General features: G+C 61.3%; 22 protein-coding genes. 12 read left to right on the top strand and 10 right to left on the bottom strand.

Annotated features, from left to right (window positions below; all coding sequences use genetic code 11):
* Positions 1 to 99: 99 nt before the first annotated feature.
* Together phbB and yddG are read left to right on the top strand one after the other, a co-directional pair.
* On the top strand, positions 100 to 822 hold the full coding sequence (phbB, locus tag BM131_RS06205; RefSeq protein ID WP_090187101.1) for an acetoacetyl-CoA reductase: 723 nt from the start codon (positions 100 to 102) through the stop codon (positions 820 to 822).
* 67 nt (positions 823 to 889) lie between these two features.
* Positions 890 to 1,783: an aromatic amino acid exporter YddG gene (gene yddG / locus BM131_RS06200; protein ID WP_090187098.1), complete on the top strand. Its 894-nt coding sequence runs from the start codon at positions 890 to 892 to the stop codon at positions 1,781 to 1,783.
* Here the strand turns inward: yddG and BM131_RS06195 are convergent.
* The 3 genes from BM131_RS06195 to BM131_RS06185 form a co-directional block, all read right to left on the bottom strand.
* Positions 1,752 to 1,916, bottom strand: coding sequence for a YdcH family protein (locus BM131_RS06195; RefSeq protein ID WP_090187095.1), 165 nt, complete (start codon positions 1,914 to 1,916; stop codon positions 1,752 to 1,754). The genes yddG and BM131_RS06195 overlap by 32 nt on opposite strands.
* 120 nt (positions 1,917 to 2,036) lie before the next feature.
* Complete coding sequence (locus BM131_RS06190; RefSeq protein WP_245754151.1) at positions 2,037 to 2,792, bottom strand: tRNA1(Val) (adenine(37)-N6)-methyltransferase; 756 nt, start codon at positions 2,790 to 2,792, stop codon at positions 2,037 to 2,039.
* Positions 2,782 to 3,003, bottom strand: a complete 222-nt coding sequence (locus tag BM131_RS06185) for a putative signal transducing protein (protein WP_090187090.1) — start codon at positions 3,001 to 3,003, stop codon at positions 2,782 to 2,784. The genes BM131_RS06190 and BM131_RS06185 overlap by 11 nt, the downstream gene beginning before the upstream one ends.
* A gap of 54 nt (positions 3,004 to 3,057) precedes the next feature.
* On the opposite strand from BM131_RS06185, the gene BM131_RS06180 reads away from it, so the two are divergent.
* On the top strand, positions 3,058 to 4,056 hold the full coding sequence (locus BM131_RS06180; protein WP_090187087.1) for a polyprenyl synthetase family protein: 999 nt from the start codon (positions 3,058 to 3,060) through the stop codon (positions 4,054 to 4,056).
* Between the two features lie 5 nt (positions 4,057 to 4,061).
* Here BM131_RS06180 and BM131_RS06175 read toward each other — a convergent pair whose 3' ends face one another.
* The 4 genes from BM131_RS06175 to BM131_RS06160 all read right to left on the bottom strand — a co-directional run bounded on the left by BM131_RS06175 (position 4,062) and on the right by BM131_RS06160 (position 8,847).
* Entirely contained in the window at positions 4,062 to 4,925 is an 864-nt protein-coding gene (locus tag BM131_RS06175; protein ID WP_090187085.1) for a 4-(cytidine 5'-diphospho)-2-C-methyl-D-erythritol kinase, read from the bottom strand.
* Positions 4,922 to 6,649 (bottom strand): tetratricopeptide repeat protein, encoded by a 1,728-nt coding sequence (locus tag BM131_RS06170; RefSeq protein WP_245754150.1) that lies wholly within the window; start codon positions 6,647 to 6,649, stop codon positions 4,922 to 4,924. Before BM131_RS06170 ends, BM131_RS06175 begins: the two co-directional genes overlap by 4 nt.
* A gap of 117 nt (positions 6,650 to 6,766) precedes the next feature.
* On the bottom strand, positions 6,767 to 7,198 hold the full coding sequence (locus tag BM131_RS06165; RefSeq protein ID WP_090187082.1) for a DUF1493 family protein: 432 nt from the start codon (positions 7,196 to 7,198) through the stop codon (positions 6,767 to 6,769).
* Positions 7,199 to 7,200: 2 nt separating this feature from the next.
* On the bottom strand, positions 7,201 to 8,847 hold the full coding sequence (locus BM131_RS06160; protein WP_090187079.1) for an electron transfer flavoprotein-ubiquinone oxidoreductase: 1,647 nt from the start codon (positions 8,845 to 8,847) through the stop codon (positions 7,201 to 7,203).
* Between the two features lie 217 nt (positions 8,848 to 9,064).
* On the opposite strand from BM131_RS06160, the gene greA reads away from it, so the two are divergent.
* The 8 genes from greA (at position 9,065) to BM131_RS06120 (ending at position 15,309) form a co-directional block, all read left to right on the top strand.
* Entirely contained in the window at positions 9,065 to 9,535 is a 471-nt protein-coding gene (gene greA / locus BM131_RS06155) for a transcription elongation factor GreA (RefSeq protein WP_090187076.1), read from the top strand.
* Positions 9,536 to 10,531, top strand: a complete 996-nt coding sequence (locus tag BM131_RS06150; protein ID WP_372805440.1) for a hypothetical protein — start codon at positions 9,536 to 9,538, stop codon at positions 10,529 to 10,531.
* A 1-nt stretch (position 10,532) separates the two neighbouring features.
* Positions 10,533 to 11,465 (top strand): AEC family transporter, encoded by a 933-nt coding sequence (locus tag BM131_RS06145; RefSeq protein ID WP_090187222.1) that lies wholly within the window; start codon positions 10,533 to 10,535, stop codon positions 11,463 to 11,465.
* Between the two features lie 73 nt (positions 11,466 to 11,538).
* Positions 11,539 to 12,366 carry an S-formylglutathione hydrolase gene (gene fghA, locus BM131_RS06140; protein ID WP_090187072.1) on the top strand — a complete coding sequence of 276 codons (828 nt, stop codon included), beginning with the start codon at positions 11,539 to 11,541 and terminating at the stop codon, positions 12,364 to 12,366.
* A gap of 22 nt (positions 12,367 to 12,388) precedes the next feature.
* Complete coding sequence (locus tag BM131_RS06135; RefSeq protein WP_090187069.1) at positions 12,389 to 12,832, top strand: YaiI/YqxD family protein; 444 nt, start codon at positions 12,389 to 12,391, stop codon at positions 12,830 to 12,832.
* A gap of 3 nt (positions 12,833 to 12,835) precedes the next feature.
* Complete coding sequence (locus tag BM131_RS06130; RefSeq protein WP_090187067.1) at positions 12,836 to 13,468, top strand: HAD family hydrolase; 633 nt, start codon at positions 12,836 to 12,838, stop codon at positions 13,466 to 13,468.
* Entirely contained in the window at positions 13,465 to 14,373 is a 909-nt protein-coding gene (locus tag BM131_RS06125; protein ID WP_090187064.1) for an ornithine cyclodeaminase family protein, read from the top strand. Before BM131_RS06130 ends, BM131_RS06125 begins: the two co-directional genes overlap by 4 nt.
* Before the next feature lie 39 nt (positions 14,374 to 14,412).
* The gene (locus tag BM131_RS06120) at positions 14,413 to 15,309 is read left to right on the top strand and encodes an alpha/beta fold hydrolase (RefSeq protein WP_090187062.1); all 897 of its coding nucleotides are present in this window, start codon (positions 14,413 to 14,415) and stop codon (positions 15,307 to 15,309) included.
* Here BM131_RS06120 and BM131_RS06115 read toward each other — a convergent pair.
* Positions 15,306 to 16,544: an MFS transporter gene (locus BM131_RS06115; RefSeq protein WP_090187058.1), complete on the bottom strand. Its 1,239-nt coding sequence runs from the start codon at positions 16,542 to 16,544 to the stop codon at positions 15,306 to 15,308. The two genes, BM131_RS06120 and BM131_RS06115, sit on opposite strands and share 4 nt — an antisense overlap.
* A 94-nt stretch (positions 16,545 to 16,638) precedes the next feature.
* Between BM131_RS06115 and zapE the strand changes: the two genes are divergently transcribed.
* Positions 16,639 to 17,703 (top strand): cell division protein ZapE, encoded by a 1,065-nt coding sequence (gene zapE, locus BM131_RS06110; RefSeq protein WP_090187218.1) that lies wholly within the window; start codon positions 16,639 to 16,641, stop codon positions 17,701 to 17,703.
* 172 nt (positions 17,704 to 17,875) lie between these two features.
* Here the strand turns inward: zapE and BM131_RS06105 are convergent, their stop codons facing one another.
* Complete coding sequence (locus BM131_RS06105; RefSeq protein WP_090187056.1) at positions 17,876 to 18,433, bottom strand: hypothetical protein; 558 nt, start codon at positions 18,431 to 18,433, stop codon at positions 17,876 to 17,878.
* Positions 18,434 to 18,557: 124 nt separating this feature from the next.
* A complete protein-coding gene (locus BM131_RS06100) occupies positions 18,558 to 19,814 on the bottom strand; it encodes a bifunctional folylpolyglutamate synthase/dihydrofolate synthase (RefSeq protein ID WP_090187215.1) in 1,257 nt (418 codons plus the stop codon).
* Between the last annotated feature and the right edge of the window lie 20 nt (positions 19,815 to 19,834).

Raw genomic sequence — 19,834 nt, 5'->3', positions numbered from 1 at the left:
TGCCGCGAAATAAAATTGCGTAAATTATAGGTTAGCCTTTTGACAAATGGCGCAGAGCTGCGCAAAATTAAAACTCCAACCTGAGGAAGAGGATAAACCATGGCGAGAGTTGCACTTGTGACGGGCGGAACGCGGGGGATTGGCGGGGCCATTAGCCACGCACTGAAGGCCGCTGGATATACCGTCGCCGCGACCTACGCCGGGAACGACGAAAAGGCGAAAGCCTTCACCGACGAGACCGGTATCAAGACCTATAAATGGGACGTTGGCAATTACGAGGCCTGCAAGGCGGGTATCGCACAGATCGAAGCCGATATTGGCCCGGTTGAAGTCTTGGTCAACAATGCGGGAATCACCCGCGACGCGCCCTTTCACAAGATGACGCCAGACCAGTGGAACGAGGTCATCGGCACCAATCTGACGGGCGTTTTCAACATGACGCATCCGGTCTGGCCGGGCATGCGCGAACGTAAGTTTGGGCGGATCATCACGATCTCATCGATCAATGGTCAGAAGGGTCAGTTTGCGCAGGCAAATTACGCGGCTGCCAAGGCGGGCGATATCGGCCTGACCAAATCGCTGGCCCAAGAGGGCGCGCGCGCCGGGATCACGGTCAACGCGATCTGCCCCGGCTATATCAACACCGATATGATGGCGACGATCCCTGAAAAGGTGATGGATTCCATCGTCGGCGCGATTCCCGTGGGCCGTTTGGGCGAGCCAGAGGAGATCGCCCGCGCGGTGGTATTCTTGGCATCCGACGATGCAGCCTTCATTACGGGCGCAACAATTACGGCCAACGGCGGTCAATACATGACGTAATCCTGCGGGATTTCAGCTAAGCGAAAGGCCGGGACATGTTCCCGGCCTTTCTGCTTTTGGGGACCCTATGACGCGAAACATGGCGACTTTGATCGGCTTTTTGGCGGTGCTGCTGTGGTCCCTGTTGGCCGTGCTGACCGTGGCCACGGTGCCAGTACCGCCGTTCCAGCTGACGGCGCTGACCTTTGCCGTGGGGGCGGGCGTTGGGCTGATCTGGGGGGCGGTGACGGGCAGCCTGGGCCAGTTGCGGCAGGTACCGCTGCGGGTTTACGCCGCCGGAACCCTTGGTTTGTTTGGCTATCATGCGCTTTATTTTTCAGCGCTGCGTTTGGCACCGCCCGCCGAGGCGGGGTTGATTGCCTATTTGTGGCCCCTGCTGATTGTGCTGATGTCGGGATTGTTGCCGGGCGAGGTGCTGCGCCGGGGTCATATCTTGGGCGCGGTGTTGGGATTTGCGGGGGCGGCGCTGATCATTTTGGGCGGACGCGGCGCGGGGCAGCCCGGCGCGATGGCGGGATATGGGCTGGCGCTGCTGTGTGCGGTGTTTTGGTCCAGCTATTCGGTTTTGTCGCGCCGGATGAAGACGGTGCCGACGGTCAGTGTGACGGTGTTTTGCGCAGCGACGGCAGTGTTGTCCGCGCTGGTGCACGTGGGCACAGAAATCACGGTTTGGCCAAGCTTTGCAGGCTGGTGCGCCGTTGTGGCCTTGGGCCTTGGTCCCGTTGGGGCTGCGTTTTTCGTTTGGGATATCGGGGTCAAACGCGGTGACATTCAGCTGCTTGGTACGGCGTCTTATGCGGCACCGGTGCTGTCGACGTTTGTGTTGATCGCGGCTGGGCAGGCTGTTGCTAGTCCGTCGCTGATCTGGGCGACTGTTCTGATCGTCGGGGGTGCCGCACTGGCCGCTCGGGCCAGCGCGGAAAAAGGTGTCAGTGGGACAGGCGGCCGATCTCTTCTTTGAGCATCAGCTTTTGCTTTTTCAGGCGCGCAATTTCCATGTCGTCGGTGGCAGGGCTACGCTGCAGGCTTTCTACCGAATCGGACAGGGTTTGGTGTTTCTTCTTCAATTCCTCAACGTGCGAACTCAAGCTCATGGTCGGCTCCTTTTGCTGTCATTGAACAGTTACATTGCAGCATATGGATCAGGCTGTGTCACCTGTTTTGACTGCAATCAGGTCGTATCCCCACCTTCTTGCGCAACTATTGCCAAGTTATTAACCGCCGAGCGGCAATTTTTCGCCGTGACGTAGAACTGCACGGATGGCGGGGGTGTAATCGTCGCCATCGTGATTATGTATCGCGCCAACGTGTAAGATAAGCGGCTGGGACAGCTGGAACGCGGCGCGTCCCCCCAGTTTTGCTTGCACCATGACCAGATTCGGCGCGCGGCCCGGGCGTGCGGTCAGTGGTTGAACGATCACACTGCCAAGGCGACCATAAAGCATAGCCAAAATTTCATGTAAGCGGGCGGTTTGCTGAATGATCGTCAGCGTGCCGCGCGGTGCGGTGCGGCGGATGCCCGTTTCGAGCCAATCGGCAAGCGGCGTTGCGCCGCCACGGCCCGTGTCGCGGCCGGGATCGCTGGACGTCGCGCCGCGGTGACGCTCGAAATAGGGTGGGTTCATGATGACGTGGTCGTATTGGGTTTGGCGGATATCTAGGGGCAGATCCCGCAGGTCGGCGGTGTGGATTTGGGCCGTGATGCCAGCCTCTGCCGCGTTGCGGCGGGCGAGGGCGGCGTAGCTGTCCTGCAGTTCGATCCCTGTGCACATTAGGCCTGGTACGCGGGTCGCGGCGCAAAGCATGGCGGTACCAGCGCCGCAACCAAGATCAAGCAGGCTTTGCCCCGATACGGCAGGCACGGCGGCGGCAAGCAGGACCGGATCAAGGCCCGCGCGGTAGCCACTGCGCGGCTGCCACAGATGCAACTGCCCGCCCAAAAAGGCGTCGCGTGTTAGATCATCGGTCAAGGGTGATTTCGATTTCCGCATCTTTCATCACGGCGCGGGCCATGAACAGGTCGCGGTCGGCGACCATGACCCGGCGCGGCAATATGCCAATGCTGCCGTCAAGGATGCTCATGTTTACGTCAAACTGAAAGCAGTCTATATCCTCTGCGTCCAGAAGGGCGGTGGCGAGGGCGATGACCGTCGGGTCGTTGGTGCGCAGCAGTTCTTTCATGGAACCTTATCTAGGGCGCAGATGCGGCCCTGTCCATTCAGTGCTGGAACGACCATGAGCCTTGATCACGCCGCCACCAAACCCCACGAACGTCTGGCCGCGGCCCTCGCCGATGATATGGCCGCCGTGAATGACATGATTGCGGCGCGGATGGCGTCGGAACATGCGCCGCGAATCCCCGAAGTCACAGCGCATCTGGTTGGCGCTGGCGGTAAGCGTTTGCGCCCGATGTTGACCTTAGCGGCGGCGCGGATGTGCGGCTATGACGGCCCGTTCCATGTGCATCTGGCGGCGACGGTGGAATTTATTCACACCGCGACCTTGCTGCATGACGACGTGGTCGACGAAAGCGACAAGCGGCGCGGGCGGCCCACGGCAAACCTCTTGTGGGATAATACCTCTAGCGTGTTGGTCGGCGATTACCTGTTTGCCCGCAGCTTTCAGCTGATGGTGGAAACAGGATCGCTGCGCGTGCTGGATATCCTTGCCAATGCCTCTGCCACGATTGCAGAGGGCGAGGTGCTGCAACTGACGGCGGCGCGCAATATCAAGACGACGGAAGATACCTATCTGAAGGTCGTGCGCGGCAAGACGGCGGCGCTGTTTTCGGCCGCCACGCAGGTTGGCGGCGTGATCGCCGCTGCGCCAGAGGATCAGATTGCCGCGCTTTATGCCTACGGTGATGCGCTGGGGATTGCGTTTCAGATCGTGGACGACCTGCTGGATTGGCAGGGCGGTGCTGGCATTGGCAAAAACATCGGCGACGACTTTCGCGAAGGCAAGCTGACGATGCCCGTGATCCGCGCCATCGCGGCGGGGGATACCACCGATACGGTGTTCTGGACCCGCACGCTGGAAAAACGCGTGCAGGAAACGGGCGATCTGGAACATGCGCTGGCGCTGTTGCAGCAGCATGGCACGCTGGACAGCACCCGCGATGACGCGCTGATGTGGGCAGAGCGGGCGAAGGATGCGCTGAACGCCCTGCCGGATCACGAGATTAAGGGCATGCTGACCGATTTGGCCGACTACGTCGTCGCGCGGCTGGTCTAGGCTACTTAGCCCCGCAGCACCGCTGCGGGGGCGACCCACCATCCCATTTCAGCGACCTGAACCGCGCGGGCGGCAAGGCGGGCGGCGGCCATGTCGGCGACCAGCGCCCAGCACGTCGCACCTGAACCGGACAGACCCACAGCTTTGATATTCGGCAGCTTGCGCAGGCGGGCCAGCACGGTGTCAATTTCGGGCGCGATCTGGCGCGCGGGGGCCAGTAGATCATTGCGCTGCTGCGACAGCCACTTGGCAAAACCGTCCAAATCCATACCGTCTGGCAGGGTCGTCATGGTGGGATTGCGGCGCGAGGCCAGCGCCTTGAAGACCGCCGGCGTTGGGGCTTCGACCTTGGGGTTCACCAGTACCAGTGCGCAATCGGGCAAGGCGGGCGCTGGTGCGACGTCGTCGCCGATGCCCTGCATGTGCAGCGGGCCGGGGCCGGACAGGCAGACGGGCACATCGGCGCCAAGGGCCGCTGCTGCCGGGTGATCGGCGGGCAGGGGGGCGACGTCCCAGAATGTCGCGAGCATCCCAAGGGCGGTTGCCGCATCAGATGATCCGCCGCCAATGCCTGCGGAATGGGGCAACGATTTGTCCAGCTTGATCGCCGCGCCATGGGTGACGCCGCGCAGATCGGCCAAGGCGCGGGCGGCCCGCATCACCAAATTGCGGTCATCGTTCGGCACGCCCCTGGCAAAGGGGCCGCCGACGGTCAGGCGCAGGTCAGGGCTGGGCGTCACGGTTAGCTGATCGCCAACGTCCGCAAAGACCACCAACGAATCGAGCAGGTGATAGCCATCATCCCGCTGCCCGGTGATATGCAGCGTCAGGTTCACCTTGGCCGGTGCGGTTGCCGTCAGGCGGCTCATGGCCGGGCGTCGGTCAGCGCGGGGCGGGTGGCGTCCAAGCCTTCGTCTTGGCGCACGGCGTCTAGGCCGCGCTCCAGCTTGGCACGGATGCGGGCGGCAAGGTCTTCTTCGGGCTCAAAGGATTGCGCGCGCAGCCACTGAAAGCGGGCCTCTCTTTCGCGGCCGACAGCCCAATAGGCGTCGCCAAGGTGGTCGTTCACGATGGGGTCGGTCGCCTCTAGCACAGCTGCGCGTTCCAGCGGATCGATGGCGTCGTCATAGCGGCCCAGTTGGAAATACACCCAGCCAAGCGAATCGACGATAGCGCCGCTGTCCGGCTGATCGGCGACAGCGCGTTCGATCATATCCAGCGCCTCGTCCAGCTTTTCGCCGCGTTCGACCAGCGAATATCCCAGATAGTTCAGCACCTGCGGCTGGTCAGGATTGATGGCAAGGGCGGCGCGGAAGTCGGATTCGGCCTGGTCCCAATCACCGATGTCATGGGCAACAATCGCACGGGTGTAATAGACGACCCAGCGGTTCGTGTCGCTTTCAGGGTACAGGTCCAGCGCCGCGCCATAGGCTTTGATCGCGCCGTCGTTGTCACCGTTGTCGCGCAGCACATCGCCAAGGCGGGCCTGCACAAAGGCCAGATCGGGGCGGGCGCGGGCCAAGGATTGGGCGACCTCTGCTGCGACATCGGTTTGATCGGACTGGCGCAGGGTGTCGATGCGTCCGATTTCGGCGTTCACAAAGCTGGGATCGTCCTGCGGCACGGTGGCAAAGGCGGCGGCGGCCAGATCATAACGGCCCATGTTTTGCAGCAATCCCGCCGTCAACATCGCCGCATCGGCGTTGCCGGGGGCCAGATATTGCGCCACGCGGGCGTATTGCAGGGTGTAATCCTCTCGCGCTTCAGTCGACAGCAGGGCTGCGATCATAAACGCGACCTCTGCCACGCCCTGACGCGGGCTGGTGACCAGATCGAATGGCACGGGTTCGGTGCTGCCCAGCTTGGCCTGCAAGGCGACGATCGCAGGGTCGAGGGTGTCGCCGAAGGCCGTCGTTAGCAGGGCGCTGGCGTCATCGTTGCGGCCCAGTTGCGACAAGACCTGCGCATGGGCGATGGCGGCGCGGGGGCCGAAGTTGGCAGAGCCTTGGCCGCTGCCCGACAAGATCGCCTCTGCCCCTTCGAAGTCACCGACAGACGCCAAGGCTAGCGCCTTGTGGAACAACCCGTAGCCGGCCATGCCTTCGGTCGCGATCACGGCGTCAAAGCCTTCCAACGCGCGGGTCATGTCGCCTTGGCCCTGCATCGCCCAGCCTTTGACCAGACCGTCAAACAGGGGGCTGACAGTGCGACCATCGGCGAAATCCGTGATCACCGTGTCCCAATCGCCCTGCACAATCGCGTCGCAGATCAAGATCATATTGCTGACTTGGCTGTCGATCCCGGCAAGGCGCATTTGCTCTGCAACAGGCACGGCGCTGGCAAAATCACCCAAGGCCACAAAGGCGATGGCGGTGTTTTCAAGCAGGTAGGGGTTTTGCGGATCGCCAACCAGCGCCTGACCAAAGTAGTCGGCGGCGGCGGCGAAATCACCCGCTGCAGCAGCATTGCGTGCGGCCAGATAAGCGCCGGACTGACGGTCTTGCACTGTAGGCTCTTGCGCTGATTGCGCGATGCCCATGCCAGCGCAAAGAAGGCCAGCAAGAAGGGTGCCAGTCGAAATAAGTCGTTTCACGGATGTGCGCCTGTCTGTTTATTCAGACGCCAGCCTAGGCTTCTGCCCAAACATGCGCAATCACGTGGGGGTCACAGGGGCTTGAACGGGCGGACCTTTGCCCGTCCGGTCGTGCGGCTACAAGTTGGAATACTTCATTAGAAGTAGAATTATGGCGCCTGCCGAAACCAGTGCAATCAATCCAGCCTGAAAAATGCGGGACCGTAACGTGATGCGGATCGTATGTTCTGGATAAGGATAATGCCATTTATGCTGTTCTGCTGCGTGAACCAGCATGTCGACGCTTACAGGCACAAAGGGAATTTCCTTCCCCTCAGCGTCGACGGGAAACACGCGGCGATGACCGGGAGGCTCGTCACCGATATAATGGAAAACATGATTAAATGTCGAAATGTCGACGTCGAACGCCTCTGAAAATGCGACGATTAGTTCATCGCCGTCATCCCCCTCGTAACCATTTCCGCGAAAGATATCGGCGCTGTTGATCCGATCAGGTTTTTTGCCTGTATGCAGGACCAACAGCTCGATAATATTAGCGCGCAAATCCATGCTTACATGTTGGGATAGTTCGGGCCGTCGCCGCCCTGCGGGACGGTCCAGTTGATGTTCTGGCTGGGGTCCTTGATGTCGCAGGTTTTGCAGTGGACGCAGTTCTGAAAGTTGATCTGGAACTTCGTGTCCTCGCCCGTGCCGACGAATTCGTAGACACCCGCCGGGCAATACCGGGCAGAGGGGCCGGCGTATTCGGGCAGGTTCACGCCCACCGGGATCGAAGGGTCCAGCAGCTTCAGGTGCGCCGGCTGGCTTTCTTCGTGGTTGGTAAAGGAAAACGCGACGTTGGTCAGGCGGTCGAACGACAGTTTGCCATCCGGCTTAGGATAGGTGATCGGCGTGTGCTTGTCTGCTTTTTCGGTCGCTTCGGCGTCGGATTTACCGTGGCCAAGCGTGCCCAGCAGGCTGAAGCCCATCGTATTCGTCCACATGTCAAAGCCGCCAATCGCAAGCGACGGGAACAGGCCATACTTGGACCACAACGGTTTGACGTTGCGGACTTTTTTCAGGTCTTTGCCGACGGGGCCGGATTTCAGCTCTTTGTCGTAATCGGTCAGCGTGTCGCCGGACCGGCCTGCCTTGATCGCGTCATGGGCGGCCTCTGCCGCGTGGATGCCGGACAGCATGGCGTTGTGGTTACCCTTAATGCGGGGCACGTTCACAAGGCCAGCAGAGCAGCCAAGCAGCGCGCCGCCGGGGAATGCGGTCTGCGGGATCGACTGGAAACCGCCTTCGGAAATCGCGCGCGCGCCGTAGGCAACGCGTTTGCCGCCTTCTAGCAGTTCAGCGATCATTGGGTGATGCTTGAAGCGCTGAAATTCCATGTAGGGGAACAGGTAGGGGTTTTTGTAGTTCAGGTGGACGACAAAGCCGACATAGACCTGATTGTTATCAAGGTGATAGATGAACGATCCGCCGCCAGCGTTCTTGCCCAGTGGCCAGCCCATCGTGTGGGTGACGGTGCCGGGCTTGTGCTTGGCGGGATCGATTTCCCAGATTTCTTTCATGCCAAGGCCGTATTTCTGCGGCTCGGAATCCTTCGCAAGGTCGTATTTCGCGATGACCTGCTTGGACAGCGACCCGCGCACGCCTTCGGACAAGAAGACGTATTTGCCCAGCAGTTCCATCCCCGGCTCGTAGCCCGGACCTTCGCTGCCGTCGGCGTTGCGGCCAAATTCACCGGCAACGACACCGGCCACGCGGCCGTCTTCGCCCCAGACCAGTTCGGAACACGACATGCCGGGGAAGATTTCGACGCCAAGCGCCTCTGCCTGTTCGGCCATCCAGCGGCAGACGTTGCCCATTGATACGATATAGTTGCCGTGGTTGTTCATCAGCGGCGGCATGGGGAAGTTCGGCACGCGGATTTTGCCTGCTTCGCCCAGCAGATAGAAGTTGTCTTCTTTCACGGGCACGGTGATCGGCGCGCCGCGTTCTTTCCAATCGGGCATCAGGTGATCAAGGCCGCAGGTGTCCAGCACGGCGCCGGACAGGATATGCGCGCCGACTTCTGACCCTTTTTCCAGCACGACAACATTCAAATCGGCATCAAGTTGCTTGAGCCGGATCGCGGCCGACAAGCCTGCCGGGCCTGCGCCCACGATGACGACGTCGTATTCCATTGTTTCGCGCTGCGTATCGGCCATGGTCGTAACCCCCTCTGACGGTCGTGAAATTATGTTGCTGACCGGGTTACAGGACACCGGCTTGCCCGGCAATCACGACACCACGTTAAATTGGCACAGTCTAGAAGCAACTGCCCGCGCAGGACATACGGTCGCGTCTTGCGCTTGACTTTGCACTGCCCCAATACGGTATGAACGTCCGATTGATGCAACCTGCCGCCAAAGGGGCCCCACGCACATGGAAAAGATCCCGCTGACCGCAGCTGGCTATAAAAAGCTGGATGAAGAGCTGAAGCACCTGAAGTCGGTGGAGCGCCCATCGATTATTCGCGCGATTTCCGAAGCGCGCGAGCATGGCGACTTGTCCGAAAACGCCGAATACCATTCCGCCAAGGAAAAGCAGTCCTTTATCGAAGGCCGCGTGAAAGAGCTGGAAGGCGTTATTTCGCTGGCTGACGTGATCAACCCGGCCAAGATGTCGGGCACTGTGAAATTTGGTGCGACCGTGCATCTGGTGGATGAAGACACCGATGAAAAGAAGGTCTTTCAGATCGTTGGCGAATACGAGGCCGACATCGAACAGGGCCGTCTGAACATGAAATCCCCGCTGGCCCGTGCCTTGATCGGCAAGGACGAAGGTGACAGCGTCGAAGTGCGCACACCCGGCGGCGATAAAGCCTACGAGATTACAAAGATCGAATTTAAATAAGTGGCGAGCGGACCCATGGCCCAAGGCCAGCGCAATACTGTATTCGTGAATGATACTGGCCTGACCACGGTCGAGCTGCTGGCCATTGGCCTGAGCGCGGTCTGGGTCGTGGCTGTGGGTTTGTTTGCGTTTTTCATGCCGGCCGCGCCTGTAGGGGCGGGGCCGTTGCAGATTCTTGTGCTGATTATGGCGGTTTTCCTGCCCGTCGCGATGTTTTGGGTGGCCGCAACCGCCGCCCGCACGACCCGCGTGATGAAGGACGAATCGGCCCGACTGCAGGCTGCGGTGGACGCGCTGCGCGCGGCCTATGTCGCGGACCGCAAAAGCAGCGCCGCCGCCCCCACGGTCGAGGCGAAGCTGAACGAGATCGCGCAGACGGCGCGTAAGACAGAATCGACGCTGGCGACCTTCACGACCTCTCGGGATGCGTCAAAGCCGAAGGTCACGATCACCTCGGTGCGCCAGGTGGGGTCCGATAACCAAGCGACGTTGGCGCTGGGCACGCAGGCCGAAGACACCGCGCCGCCATTGCCGCGCATTGATTTCATCCGGGCGCTGAACTTTCCGGACAACGACAAGGACGTGCCGGGCTTTGACGCGCTGCGCCGCGCGCTTAAGGATCGGACGGCCCGCCAATTGGTGCAGGCTGCGCAGGATGTGCTGACGCTGCTGTCCCAAGACGGCATTTACATGGACGATCTGACGCCGGACCGAGCCCGGCCCGAGGTGTGGCGCCGCTTTGCCATGGGCGAGCGGGGCCGGTCGATGGCCGCGCTGGGCGGGATCCGCGACCGCAGTTCGCTGGCGTTGTCGGCAGGACGGATGCGCGAAGATACGATTTTCCGCGACGCAGCCCACCATTTCCTGCGGCTGTTCGACAAAGGCTTGGTTAATTTCGAGCCCGAGGCGAGTGACGAGGAAATCGCGCAGCTTGCCGATACCCGGTCAGCCCGCGCATTTATGGTGCTGGGCCGGGTGACGGGGGCGTTTGACTGACGTGCTGGCCATCTTCCTGCAAACCCTGCCGTTTTTCGCGATCATCGGCCTTGGCTATGGCGCGGGGCGCACGGGGTTCTTCTCGGAGGAAGCCACTGCCTATCTGACCAAGTTCATCTTTTACTTTGCCCTTTCAGCGCTGCTGTTCCGGTTTTCCGCGAACCTGACGCTGTCAGAGGTGTTCGATCTGTCCTTCGTGCTGGCATACCTGTGCGGCACCGGCGCGATCTACATCCTTGCCACTGTCGTCGCGATGATCCGAAAGCTGTCCATCGCAGAAGCTGCGGTCGAGGCGCAGGTCGCGGTGATCGGCAATGTTGGCTTTCTGGGCATTCCCATGCTGACGCTGCTGCTGGGGGCCGATGCGATCGGGCCGAACATGATGGTGCTGTCGGTCGATTTGATCGTTTTTGGCAGCCTGATTGTGATCCTGATCACCGGCAGCCGCGATGGGCGGCTGCATATTGGCGTGCTAAAAACCGTGGCGATGGGGTTGATCAAGAACCCGATGATCGTGTCCATCGTTTTGGGCCTGTCCGTGTCCGCCTTGGCCCTGCCGATCCCTAAGCCATTGAATGAATTCGTGTCGATCCTTGGCGGGGCGGCGACCCCCGGTGCGCTGTTTGCCATTGGGGCATCGCTAGCCACCAAATCGGCAGAGCGGATGTCGGTCGCGCTTTGGCTGTCCACCTGCAAACTGGCGCTGCACCCGGCGTCCGTGGCGTTCTTTGCGCTGGTGGTTTTCGACGTCGACACCTACGCCGCTGGTGTGATGATCGCGGCGGCGTCGCTGCCCGTTGCTGGCAACGTCTATATGCTGGCGCAGCATTACCGCGTTGCGCCGACGCGGGTATCGGCGGCGATTTTGGTGTCGACGGCGCTAAGCATTCTGACGGTATCGGGCGTCATCGCACTGGTCACGCATCTGCCGTAAGGCCTGCGGCGCGGGCTTCACAGCCGGGCGGGACTGCGGTAGCCCTTAAGCGACCAGTTGAGAGGCGATTGCCATGGAAACCAAATCCACAAACCGCTGCTTTGGCGGCACCCAAGGCGTTTACACCCACACCAGCGCGGCCACGGGCACCGACATGACGTTTGCCCTGTTCCTGCCAGAGGAAGCCGCCACTGGCCCAGTGCCGCTGCTGTGGTTTTTATCCGGCCTGACCTGCACGCATGAAAACGCCATGACCAAGGCTGGTGCCCAGAAATGGTGCGCGGCGCAGGGGATTGCGGTCGTGTTTCCCGATACATCCCCGCGCGGGGAAGGTGTCGCGAACGACGACGCTTATGACATGGGGCAGGGCGCCGGGTTCTATATCGACGCGACCGAAGACCCATGGAAACCGCATTTCCAGATGGAATCCTATATCACCCGCGATCTGACCGACCTGCTGGCGGCAGAGTTTCCGCTGGATATGGACCGCCAAGCCATCACGGGCCATTCCATGGGCGGCCATGGCGCACTGACGCTCGCGATGAAGCATCCGGGGCGCTATCGTTCCGCCTCGGCTTTCTCGCCGATCTGCCACCCGGCGGCGTCGGATTGGGGGCGCAAACAGTTCACGGGGTATCTGGGCGCGGATGCGGATTGGACGGGCCATGATGCGACCCTGCTGATGCAAGCCAAAGGTTTTGATGGACCCCTTCTGGTGGATCAGGGCACGGACGATCAGTTTTATGAATTGTTGAACACCTCTGACTTTGCCGCTGCTTGTGCGCAGCGCCGTCAGGATGCGACGATCCGCTTACAAAAGGGTTACGATCACAGCTATTTCTTCATCGCGTCCTTTATCGAAGAGCATGTCGATTTTCATGCGCAGGCGCTTTACGCATGATCGTCTGCACGAAGGGGCGCACATGATTTACGTCGACGCGGATGCTTGCCCGGTAAAGGCGGAAATTGAACGCGTCGGCACCCGCCACAAGGTGCAGATGTTTGTCGTTTCAAACGGCGGCATTCGCCCGTCGCCCAATCCGCTCGTGCAGACCATCGTGGTGCCGGACGGGCCTGACGTGGCCGATATGTGGATCGCCGACCGCGCCACAAAGGGCGATGTCGTCATCACCGGTGACATCCCGTTGGCCGCCCGCTGCGTTGAAAATGGCGCGCAGGTGCTGAAACATAATGGCGAGCCGCTGACGACAGCGAATATCGGCAACGTGCTGGCCACGCGCGATCTGATGGCCGATATGCGCGCGGCCGATCCGTTCCGGCAAGGCGGCGGCAAGCCGTTTTCCAAGGCCGACCGATCCCGCTTTCTTGACGCCCTCGAACGCGCGCTGCGCGCAGCCAAAGGATAACCCATGCCCGTCACCGCCACCGTCAAAGCCGTCGTGTTCGATATCGGCAATGTCCTGATCGAATGGCAGCCAGAGCGTTTCTATGACGCCCAAGTCGGCGAGGCGCGTCGCCGCGACATGTTCGCAGCCCTAGACTTGCACGGCATGAACGACGGCGTGGACCGGGGCGAGACGTTCATCGACGCGGTCACAGATTTTGCCGCTGCAAACGCCAAATATCACGCCGAAATCATGATGTGGCACGACAACTGGGCCGATATGGCCAGCCCGTCGATCCCCCATTCTGTGCGCCTGCTGCATGCCCTGCGCGCGGATGGCGTGCCGTGTTTTGCGCTGTCAAACTTTGGCATCCAGACCTTCGAGATTGCCGAGGAGCGCTATCCGTTCCTGAAAGATTTCGACCGCCGCTATATCTCTGGCCATATGGGCGTCATCAAGCCGGACGCAGAAATTTACCAGATGCTAGAGGATGACTGCGGCACCGAACCAAAGGGCCTGCTGTTCACAGACGACCGCATCGACAATATCCGCGCCGCTGATGCGCGCGGTTGGCAGACACATCTGTTCGACGGCCCGGCGGCCTTTGCCGCGCGGCTGGTGGCAGAGGGTCTGCTGACGCAGGAGCAGGCACAATGACCCGCATGATCCCCTTTGAAGCGCAGCAGCATCTGGATTGGCTGGCGCTGACGGACGCACTGGCCGCCGGACATGATCTGCCGCCTGCTAAGGTCGAGGATGTGTTCCTGTATCAGGGTGACAACACGCTGCTGAACCGGTCCGCATGGATCGCGGGGTTGGGGGTGCTGGTCAAAGCGGCGACAATTTTCCCCGGCAACCCGGCAAAGGGCAAGCCGATGGTCGGCGGCGCGGTCAACCTGATGTCGGATGATGATGGCAGCCTGCAGGCGATCCTTGATTTCGCGCTGGTGACGAAGTGGAAGACAGCGGGCGATAGTCTGCTGGCGGCGCGGCGGCTGGCGCGGCCTGATAGCCGCAACATCCTGATTGTCGGGGCAGGGACCGTGGGTCACAGCCTGCTGGCCGCTTATGGTGCAGCCTTTCCGGATGCAAAGTTTACCGTCTGGAACCGCTCGCCTGCTGGCGCAGAGACGTTCGCGGCGCAAAATCCCGGTGTGCAGGTCGCTAGCGATCTGGAGACGGCGGTGCGCGCCGCCGACATCGTTACCAGCGCCACCATGTCGACGGTGCCGATCATCATGGGCGAGTGGCTGCAACCGGGCCAACATATCGACCTGATTGGTGCCTACCGTCCTGACATGCGAGAAGCGGATGATGCCGCGATCCTAAAATCGCGGGTCTTTGTCGACAACCGCCACACCACGATGGAACACATTGGGGAATTGAAGGCACCGCTGGCCAGCGGCGTCATCACCCCCGCCCATGTGATCGCGGATTACTACGAATTGTCGTCATTCCAGCGCCGCACAGATGACGAAATTACCCTATTCAAGAATGGCGGCGGCGCGCATCTGGACCTGATGACGGCCGATTACATTTTAAGGGCTGTTGCTGATGCTTGATTTCATCCTTCCCAACACGCAATCCGGGCGGGCTGCATCATGATCGCCGCCTTTATTCTGGGGCTTCTGGCTGTCTTTGCCTTTCTGCCGATCTATTACGAATCCAAGCGCCAACCGGCCAGCGACGCCGCCCGCAAAGCAGCCCCGGGCCAGATGGCGACCCTGACGCAGGGCGAGACCTATATTCGCTGGTATGGCCCAGTGCGCGGCCCGGTGATTGTGGCTGTGCACGGGCTGACCACGCCTTCGCAGGTCTATGATGCCTTGGCAGAAGAGTTGGGCGCGCTGGGTTACCGCGTGCTGGCCTATGATCTGTATGGGCGCGGGCTGTCGGACGCTGTGCGCGGGCCGCAGGATACGGCGTTTTTCCTGCGCCAGCTGGATGATGTGCTGACGGATCAGAACATCGGCGATGACGTGACCCTGATGGGCTATTCCATGGGCGGCGCGATCGTGTCCGCCTTTGCCGCGGCGCAGCCGCACCGGGTGGGGCGGCTGGTGTTGCTGGCCAGTGCTGGGCTGAAGATCAATGAATCGTCCTTTTGGCAGATCGCCCGCCGCGTGCCTGTCCTCGGCGATTGGCTGGTCGGTACCTTTGGCGCAAACCGGGTGCTGGCAGACATCGCGCCGGGCAATCCGCTAGAGGCGATGCAGCGTGCACAACTGAACCAGCGCGGCTATTTGGCGGCCGTGCTGTCCAGCCGGCGGCATTTCTTGATGGAAAGCCAAGAGGATGCGCTGCGCACCATCGGACGAGAGGATATTCCCGTCACCGCGATTTGGGGCGGTCAGGATCAGGCGATCCCGCTACAGGCGCTGGGGCTTATGGCGCAGTGGAACCGCAATACGGTGCAGGATGTGGTGCCGGGCGCGGGACATGCCTTGCCCCGCAGCCATGCGGCAGAGATCGTGAATATCCTGCGCCAAAAGGACTAGGCGGGCACAAGGTCTATCCGGCGTTCGCGGATCGGCAGGTGGACGATGGCGCTAAAGGCGCCCACGCCCACGCCGATCCACCACACGGCGGTATAGCTGCCAAAGGCGTCATACAGCCGCCCGCCCAGCCAGACGCCCATGAAGCTGCCCACTTGGTGCGAGAAAAAGACGATGCCATACAGCGTGCCCATGTAACGCAGCCCGTACAGATGCGCGACAAGGCCAGAGGTCAGCGGCACTGTGGCAAGCCACAGGCTGCCCATCGCGAGGCTAAAGATGATGACCGTCGCAGGTGTCATCGGCATCAGGATAAACGCCGCCGCGACGACCGTGCGCGCGGTATAGATGCCCGCCAGCAGATATTTGCGCGGGAACCGCTTACCTGCCCAGCCTGCCATCAAGGTGCCGCCGATATTCGCCAGACCGATCAGCGAAATCGCAACGGCACCCAAGGTGCTTGTCGTGGTAATCCCAAGCCCGGCAAGGATGCCGCCCGCCATGATCGGCCCGCAAATCTCGGTGATGAAGGCGGGAAAATGGGCGGTGATAAAGCCAAGCTGATAGCCGCAGGAAAAGAACCCGACAAAGATCATCGTAAAGGACGGATCGCGCAGGGCACGGGTCAAAATCGTGCCCATGCTTTCCTCAAGCTCTGCCTTGGATGCGGGCGCAGGGCTGCGCATCATCGGCAGCACGGCCAGCGACGACAAGATTAGCGCGGCAAAGACGACAAAGACCGACTGCCACGACATCAGCGTTAGCAAAAATTCCGCCAGCGGCGCGCCAAAGACTTGCCCCGCCGATCCCGCCGCTGTTGCGACGGCAAGCGCCATGGACCGATTGTCGTCACTTGCCGCGCGGCCCACGACGGCCAGAATAACGCCAAAGCCTGTGCCCGCGATACCAAAACCAACCAGAATTTCCGTCATTTGCGCCGCGAGCGGTGTCGTCGCCCCGGCTGACAGCACAAGGCCGATGGCATAGAACAACGCGCCAAGGATGATCGCCTTGCGGTCGCCCATGCGTTCGGCAATCGCGCCAAAGAACGGCTGGCCGAAACCCCAAGCAAGGTTCTGGATCGCGATCGCAAGGCTGAACTCAGCTCTTGGCCAGCCAAATTCAGTCGCGATCGGGATCTGAAAGACACCAAAGGAGGCCCGGATCGCAAAGCCTGTCATGATGATGACGCAGCCTGCAATCAGGACCGGATTAATCAAGGGCGTGCGCTGTTCCATGGGCCACGTTGAAGTCGCGCCGCGCGAATTGTCAATCGCACGCGCAAGCCCTAAGTCATGCCCCATGAATATGCCCCAAAATATGCGCCAGAATATGACAGTGACCGAGGCCTACGCGGCCGCCGTAACCGAAGGTCGCCTGACCCGCGATCCCGCGCAGCAGGGCGTGCTGCCCGAACTTGACCGCATCCGCGCCGCGCTGGCCGCGCCGGTCAAGACGGGCCTGTTCCGCAAAGCGCCGCCGCCGGTGCCGGGGCTTTATATGTGGGGCGGCGTGGGGCGCGGCAAATCAATGCTGATGGATCTGGCCTATGCGCAGATCGACGTGCCTAAGCGGCGCCAGCATTTCCACGCCTTCATGCAGTGGGTCCACTCCGAAATCGCCGAGGCGCGCAAGACAGGCGTGAATGACGCGATTAAACCCGTCGCCGCCAAGTTGATCGCCGACATCCGCCTGCTGGCCTTTGACGAGATGCAGATCACCGACATCACCGACGCGATGATCGTGGGCCGCCTGTTCGAGGCGCTGTTCGCCGCCGGCGTCACGGTGATCACGACGTCAAACCGGCCCCCAGATGATCTGTATAAGGATGGTCTGAACCGGCAGCTGTTCCTGCCTTTCATTGCCCTACTTAAGGACCGGATGGTGGTGCATGAACTGGCCGCCGATACAGATTATCGCCAAGGGCGGCTGGCCGGGACAGAGACCTATTTCACCCCCGCCGATGCCGAAGCGCGCGCGCGGATCAAGACGATCTGGGACGATATTAGCCATGGGATCAGTGAACCGTTGACCCTGCGGATCAAGGGCCGCGATGTGGTGCTGCCGCAGTTCCATAACGGCGTGGCGCGGGCCAGCTTCTTTGACCTGTGCGGCAGGCCGCTGGGGGCGGCTGATTACCTTGCGCTGGCCGACGCGGTGCGGGTGTTGATCCTAGAGGACATTCCGTCACTTGGCCGCGACAATTTCAACGAGGCAAAGCGCTTTGTGACGCTGGTTGATGCCCTTTACGAGGCGAAGACCCGGCTTATTTGTTCTGCCGCGGCCGCGCCAGAATTTCTGTACCGCGAAGGCGAAGGGTCGTTCGAGTTCGAGCGCACCGCAAGCCGCTTGCGCGAGATGCAAGCCGAGGGTTGGGGCGTGGATGAAACGGCCTGAGGTAAATTCTACGTGATTACGGACACTTAACCAGATCAATGTCGGGATGTAAAAAAGGCAGGTCAAATGACCTGCCTTTTTTCCCTGCCCCTGCTCGCCGAAGGATGCGGTGGTTGATCCACCCGTTCTCTTCTTTGGTTGATTAGACCTTAATGTGTGAGGTGATTCGGGGTCAATCCCCTGATTCGCGAATCGGTGATTTGCTGGTAAGAATCGCTGTGCTGCAGTCCGGCGTGACGGGCGAAAACGTCGCCATCAGGGGCGTCGCAGGGTCGATGCTGCTGGCCTGAATATAGGTGCCGTTGACGCAGATATCCTGCGCGTAATTGCCAGAGTTAAACCCAAACCCGGGGGACCCGCAGTCGATCACATCGCCATTCGCATTCCAGCCCTGTGAATGCGGCCCTTGAAAGCTGCCGCCCGTCAGAAACGCCATTTGCTGCGGATCAAATCGCATGTGCCAAGTCGTGCCCGCAGCGGCCTGCGACATGTCCCAGGCCCCAAGGAATTTGCCCTCATAATAGCCAGAGATTTTGAACCGGGTTACATCGTCTTGGGTGACGATAGGTGCGTGCATCTGGTCGTCAGGCAACTGCATCCGGCCCGTCATGGTATAGCCGCCCGCGCCGATCCAGCAGAAATTTAGGTTTGCCGCAGTCGCGCTGACGGGGGCAAAGGCTGCAATAAGGACGGCAAAAAGCGGGGTCGTGCAGGCGGCGTTGCGGGGCATATCGGGGTCCGATGAGGTGATGCGTAGTTCTAGCAAAATACGCGGTGCCTGTGAATCCTAAACCCTAACAGATCGTTAATGCGCCACGAGGCAAAGGGCGGTGTTCAGGGGCGCGGCTGTCGGGCTAAACCGGCCCGCCGCTGCCATTGAGCCGCAGCACATGCCCCGCCAGATAAAGCGAGCCGCAGATCAGCACCCGCACCGGGCCGCGGGCGGATAGGGCGCGCAAGGCGGTCTGCACGTCGGGGGCCGTGGTGGCTGCAATGCCGGCCTCTGCCGCAATACGCGCGGTCTCATCCGCCGGGATCGTTGCGGTCTCGCCGGGGATCGACACGGCGGTCAGGGTGATCGCCTGCTGCGCAAGCGGCGTCAGATAGCCGGTGATGTCCTTGGTATTCAGCATACCGCAGATCAGATGGGTCGGCTTGGGCGGCAGCCCATTCAGCGTCTGCGCTAGCATGCGTCCGGCGGCAGGGTTGTGGCCACCGTCCAGCCACAGCTCTGCCGGGGCGGCCAGATCGACAAGGGTGCCTTCCGTCAGGCGCTGCATGCGGGCGGGCCAGCTGACGCGGGTCACGGCGGCTTCGCACGCATCCTCTGCCTGATTGCCGGTCAGGTGGCGCAGGGCGGCGATGGCCATGCCAGCGTTGCCGATCTGATGCGGGCCGGGCAGGACGGGCAGGGGCAGGTCCAGCAGCCCGCGCTCGTCTTGATAAATCAGGCGACCACGTTCTTCGCTGACCTGCCAGTGCTGACCGTGCGCCAGCAGGGGCGCACCCAGACGCGCGGCGCGGTCTTCGATGACCTCTAGCGCAGCGTCATGCTGCGGGCCGACGACGCAAGTCACGCCGCGTTTGATGATGCCCGCTTTTTCCGCAGCAATCAGCGGCAGGGTGTCACCCAGAAAGCTTTGGTGATCCAGATCGACGGGGGTGATGACGGTCAGCGCGGGGTTGGCCACGACGTTTGTCGCATCCAGCCGCCCGCCCAGCCCGACTTCGAGCAAGGTGTAATCCGCGGCCGTGTCGGCAAAGGCCAGCAGGGCGGCGACGGTCGTAATTTCGAAATAGGTAATCGGCACGTCGCCATTGGTCTGCTCTACCCGGTCCAGCAGTGCGGTCAGATCGGCTTCATCAATCAGCTTGCCTGCCAGCCGGATACGTTCGTGAAACCGCGCTAGGTGGGGCGAGGTATAGGCGTGCACGCTTTTGCCGCGCGCCTCTAGCCCGGCGCGGATCATGGCCTGCGTGCTGCCCTTGCCGTTGGTGCCCGCGATATGCACCACGGGCGGCAGACGATCCTGCGGATTACCAAGCTGTTCAAGCAGTTGCCACACGCGGTCCAGTGTCAAATCGATCACCTTTGGATGCAGCGACATCATCCGGGTCAGGATGATGTCAG

Source organism: Loktanella salsilacus (assembly GCF_900114485.1).
GTDB classification, from domain to species: domain Bacteria; phylum Pseudomonadota; class Alphaproteobacteria; order Rhodobacterales; family Rhodobacteraceae; genus Loktanella; species Loktanella salsilacus.
The sequence above is the reverse complement of the archived record's forward strand: the minus strand, read 5'-3'. Positions and strand labels throughout refer to the sequence as shown.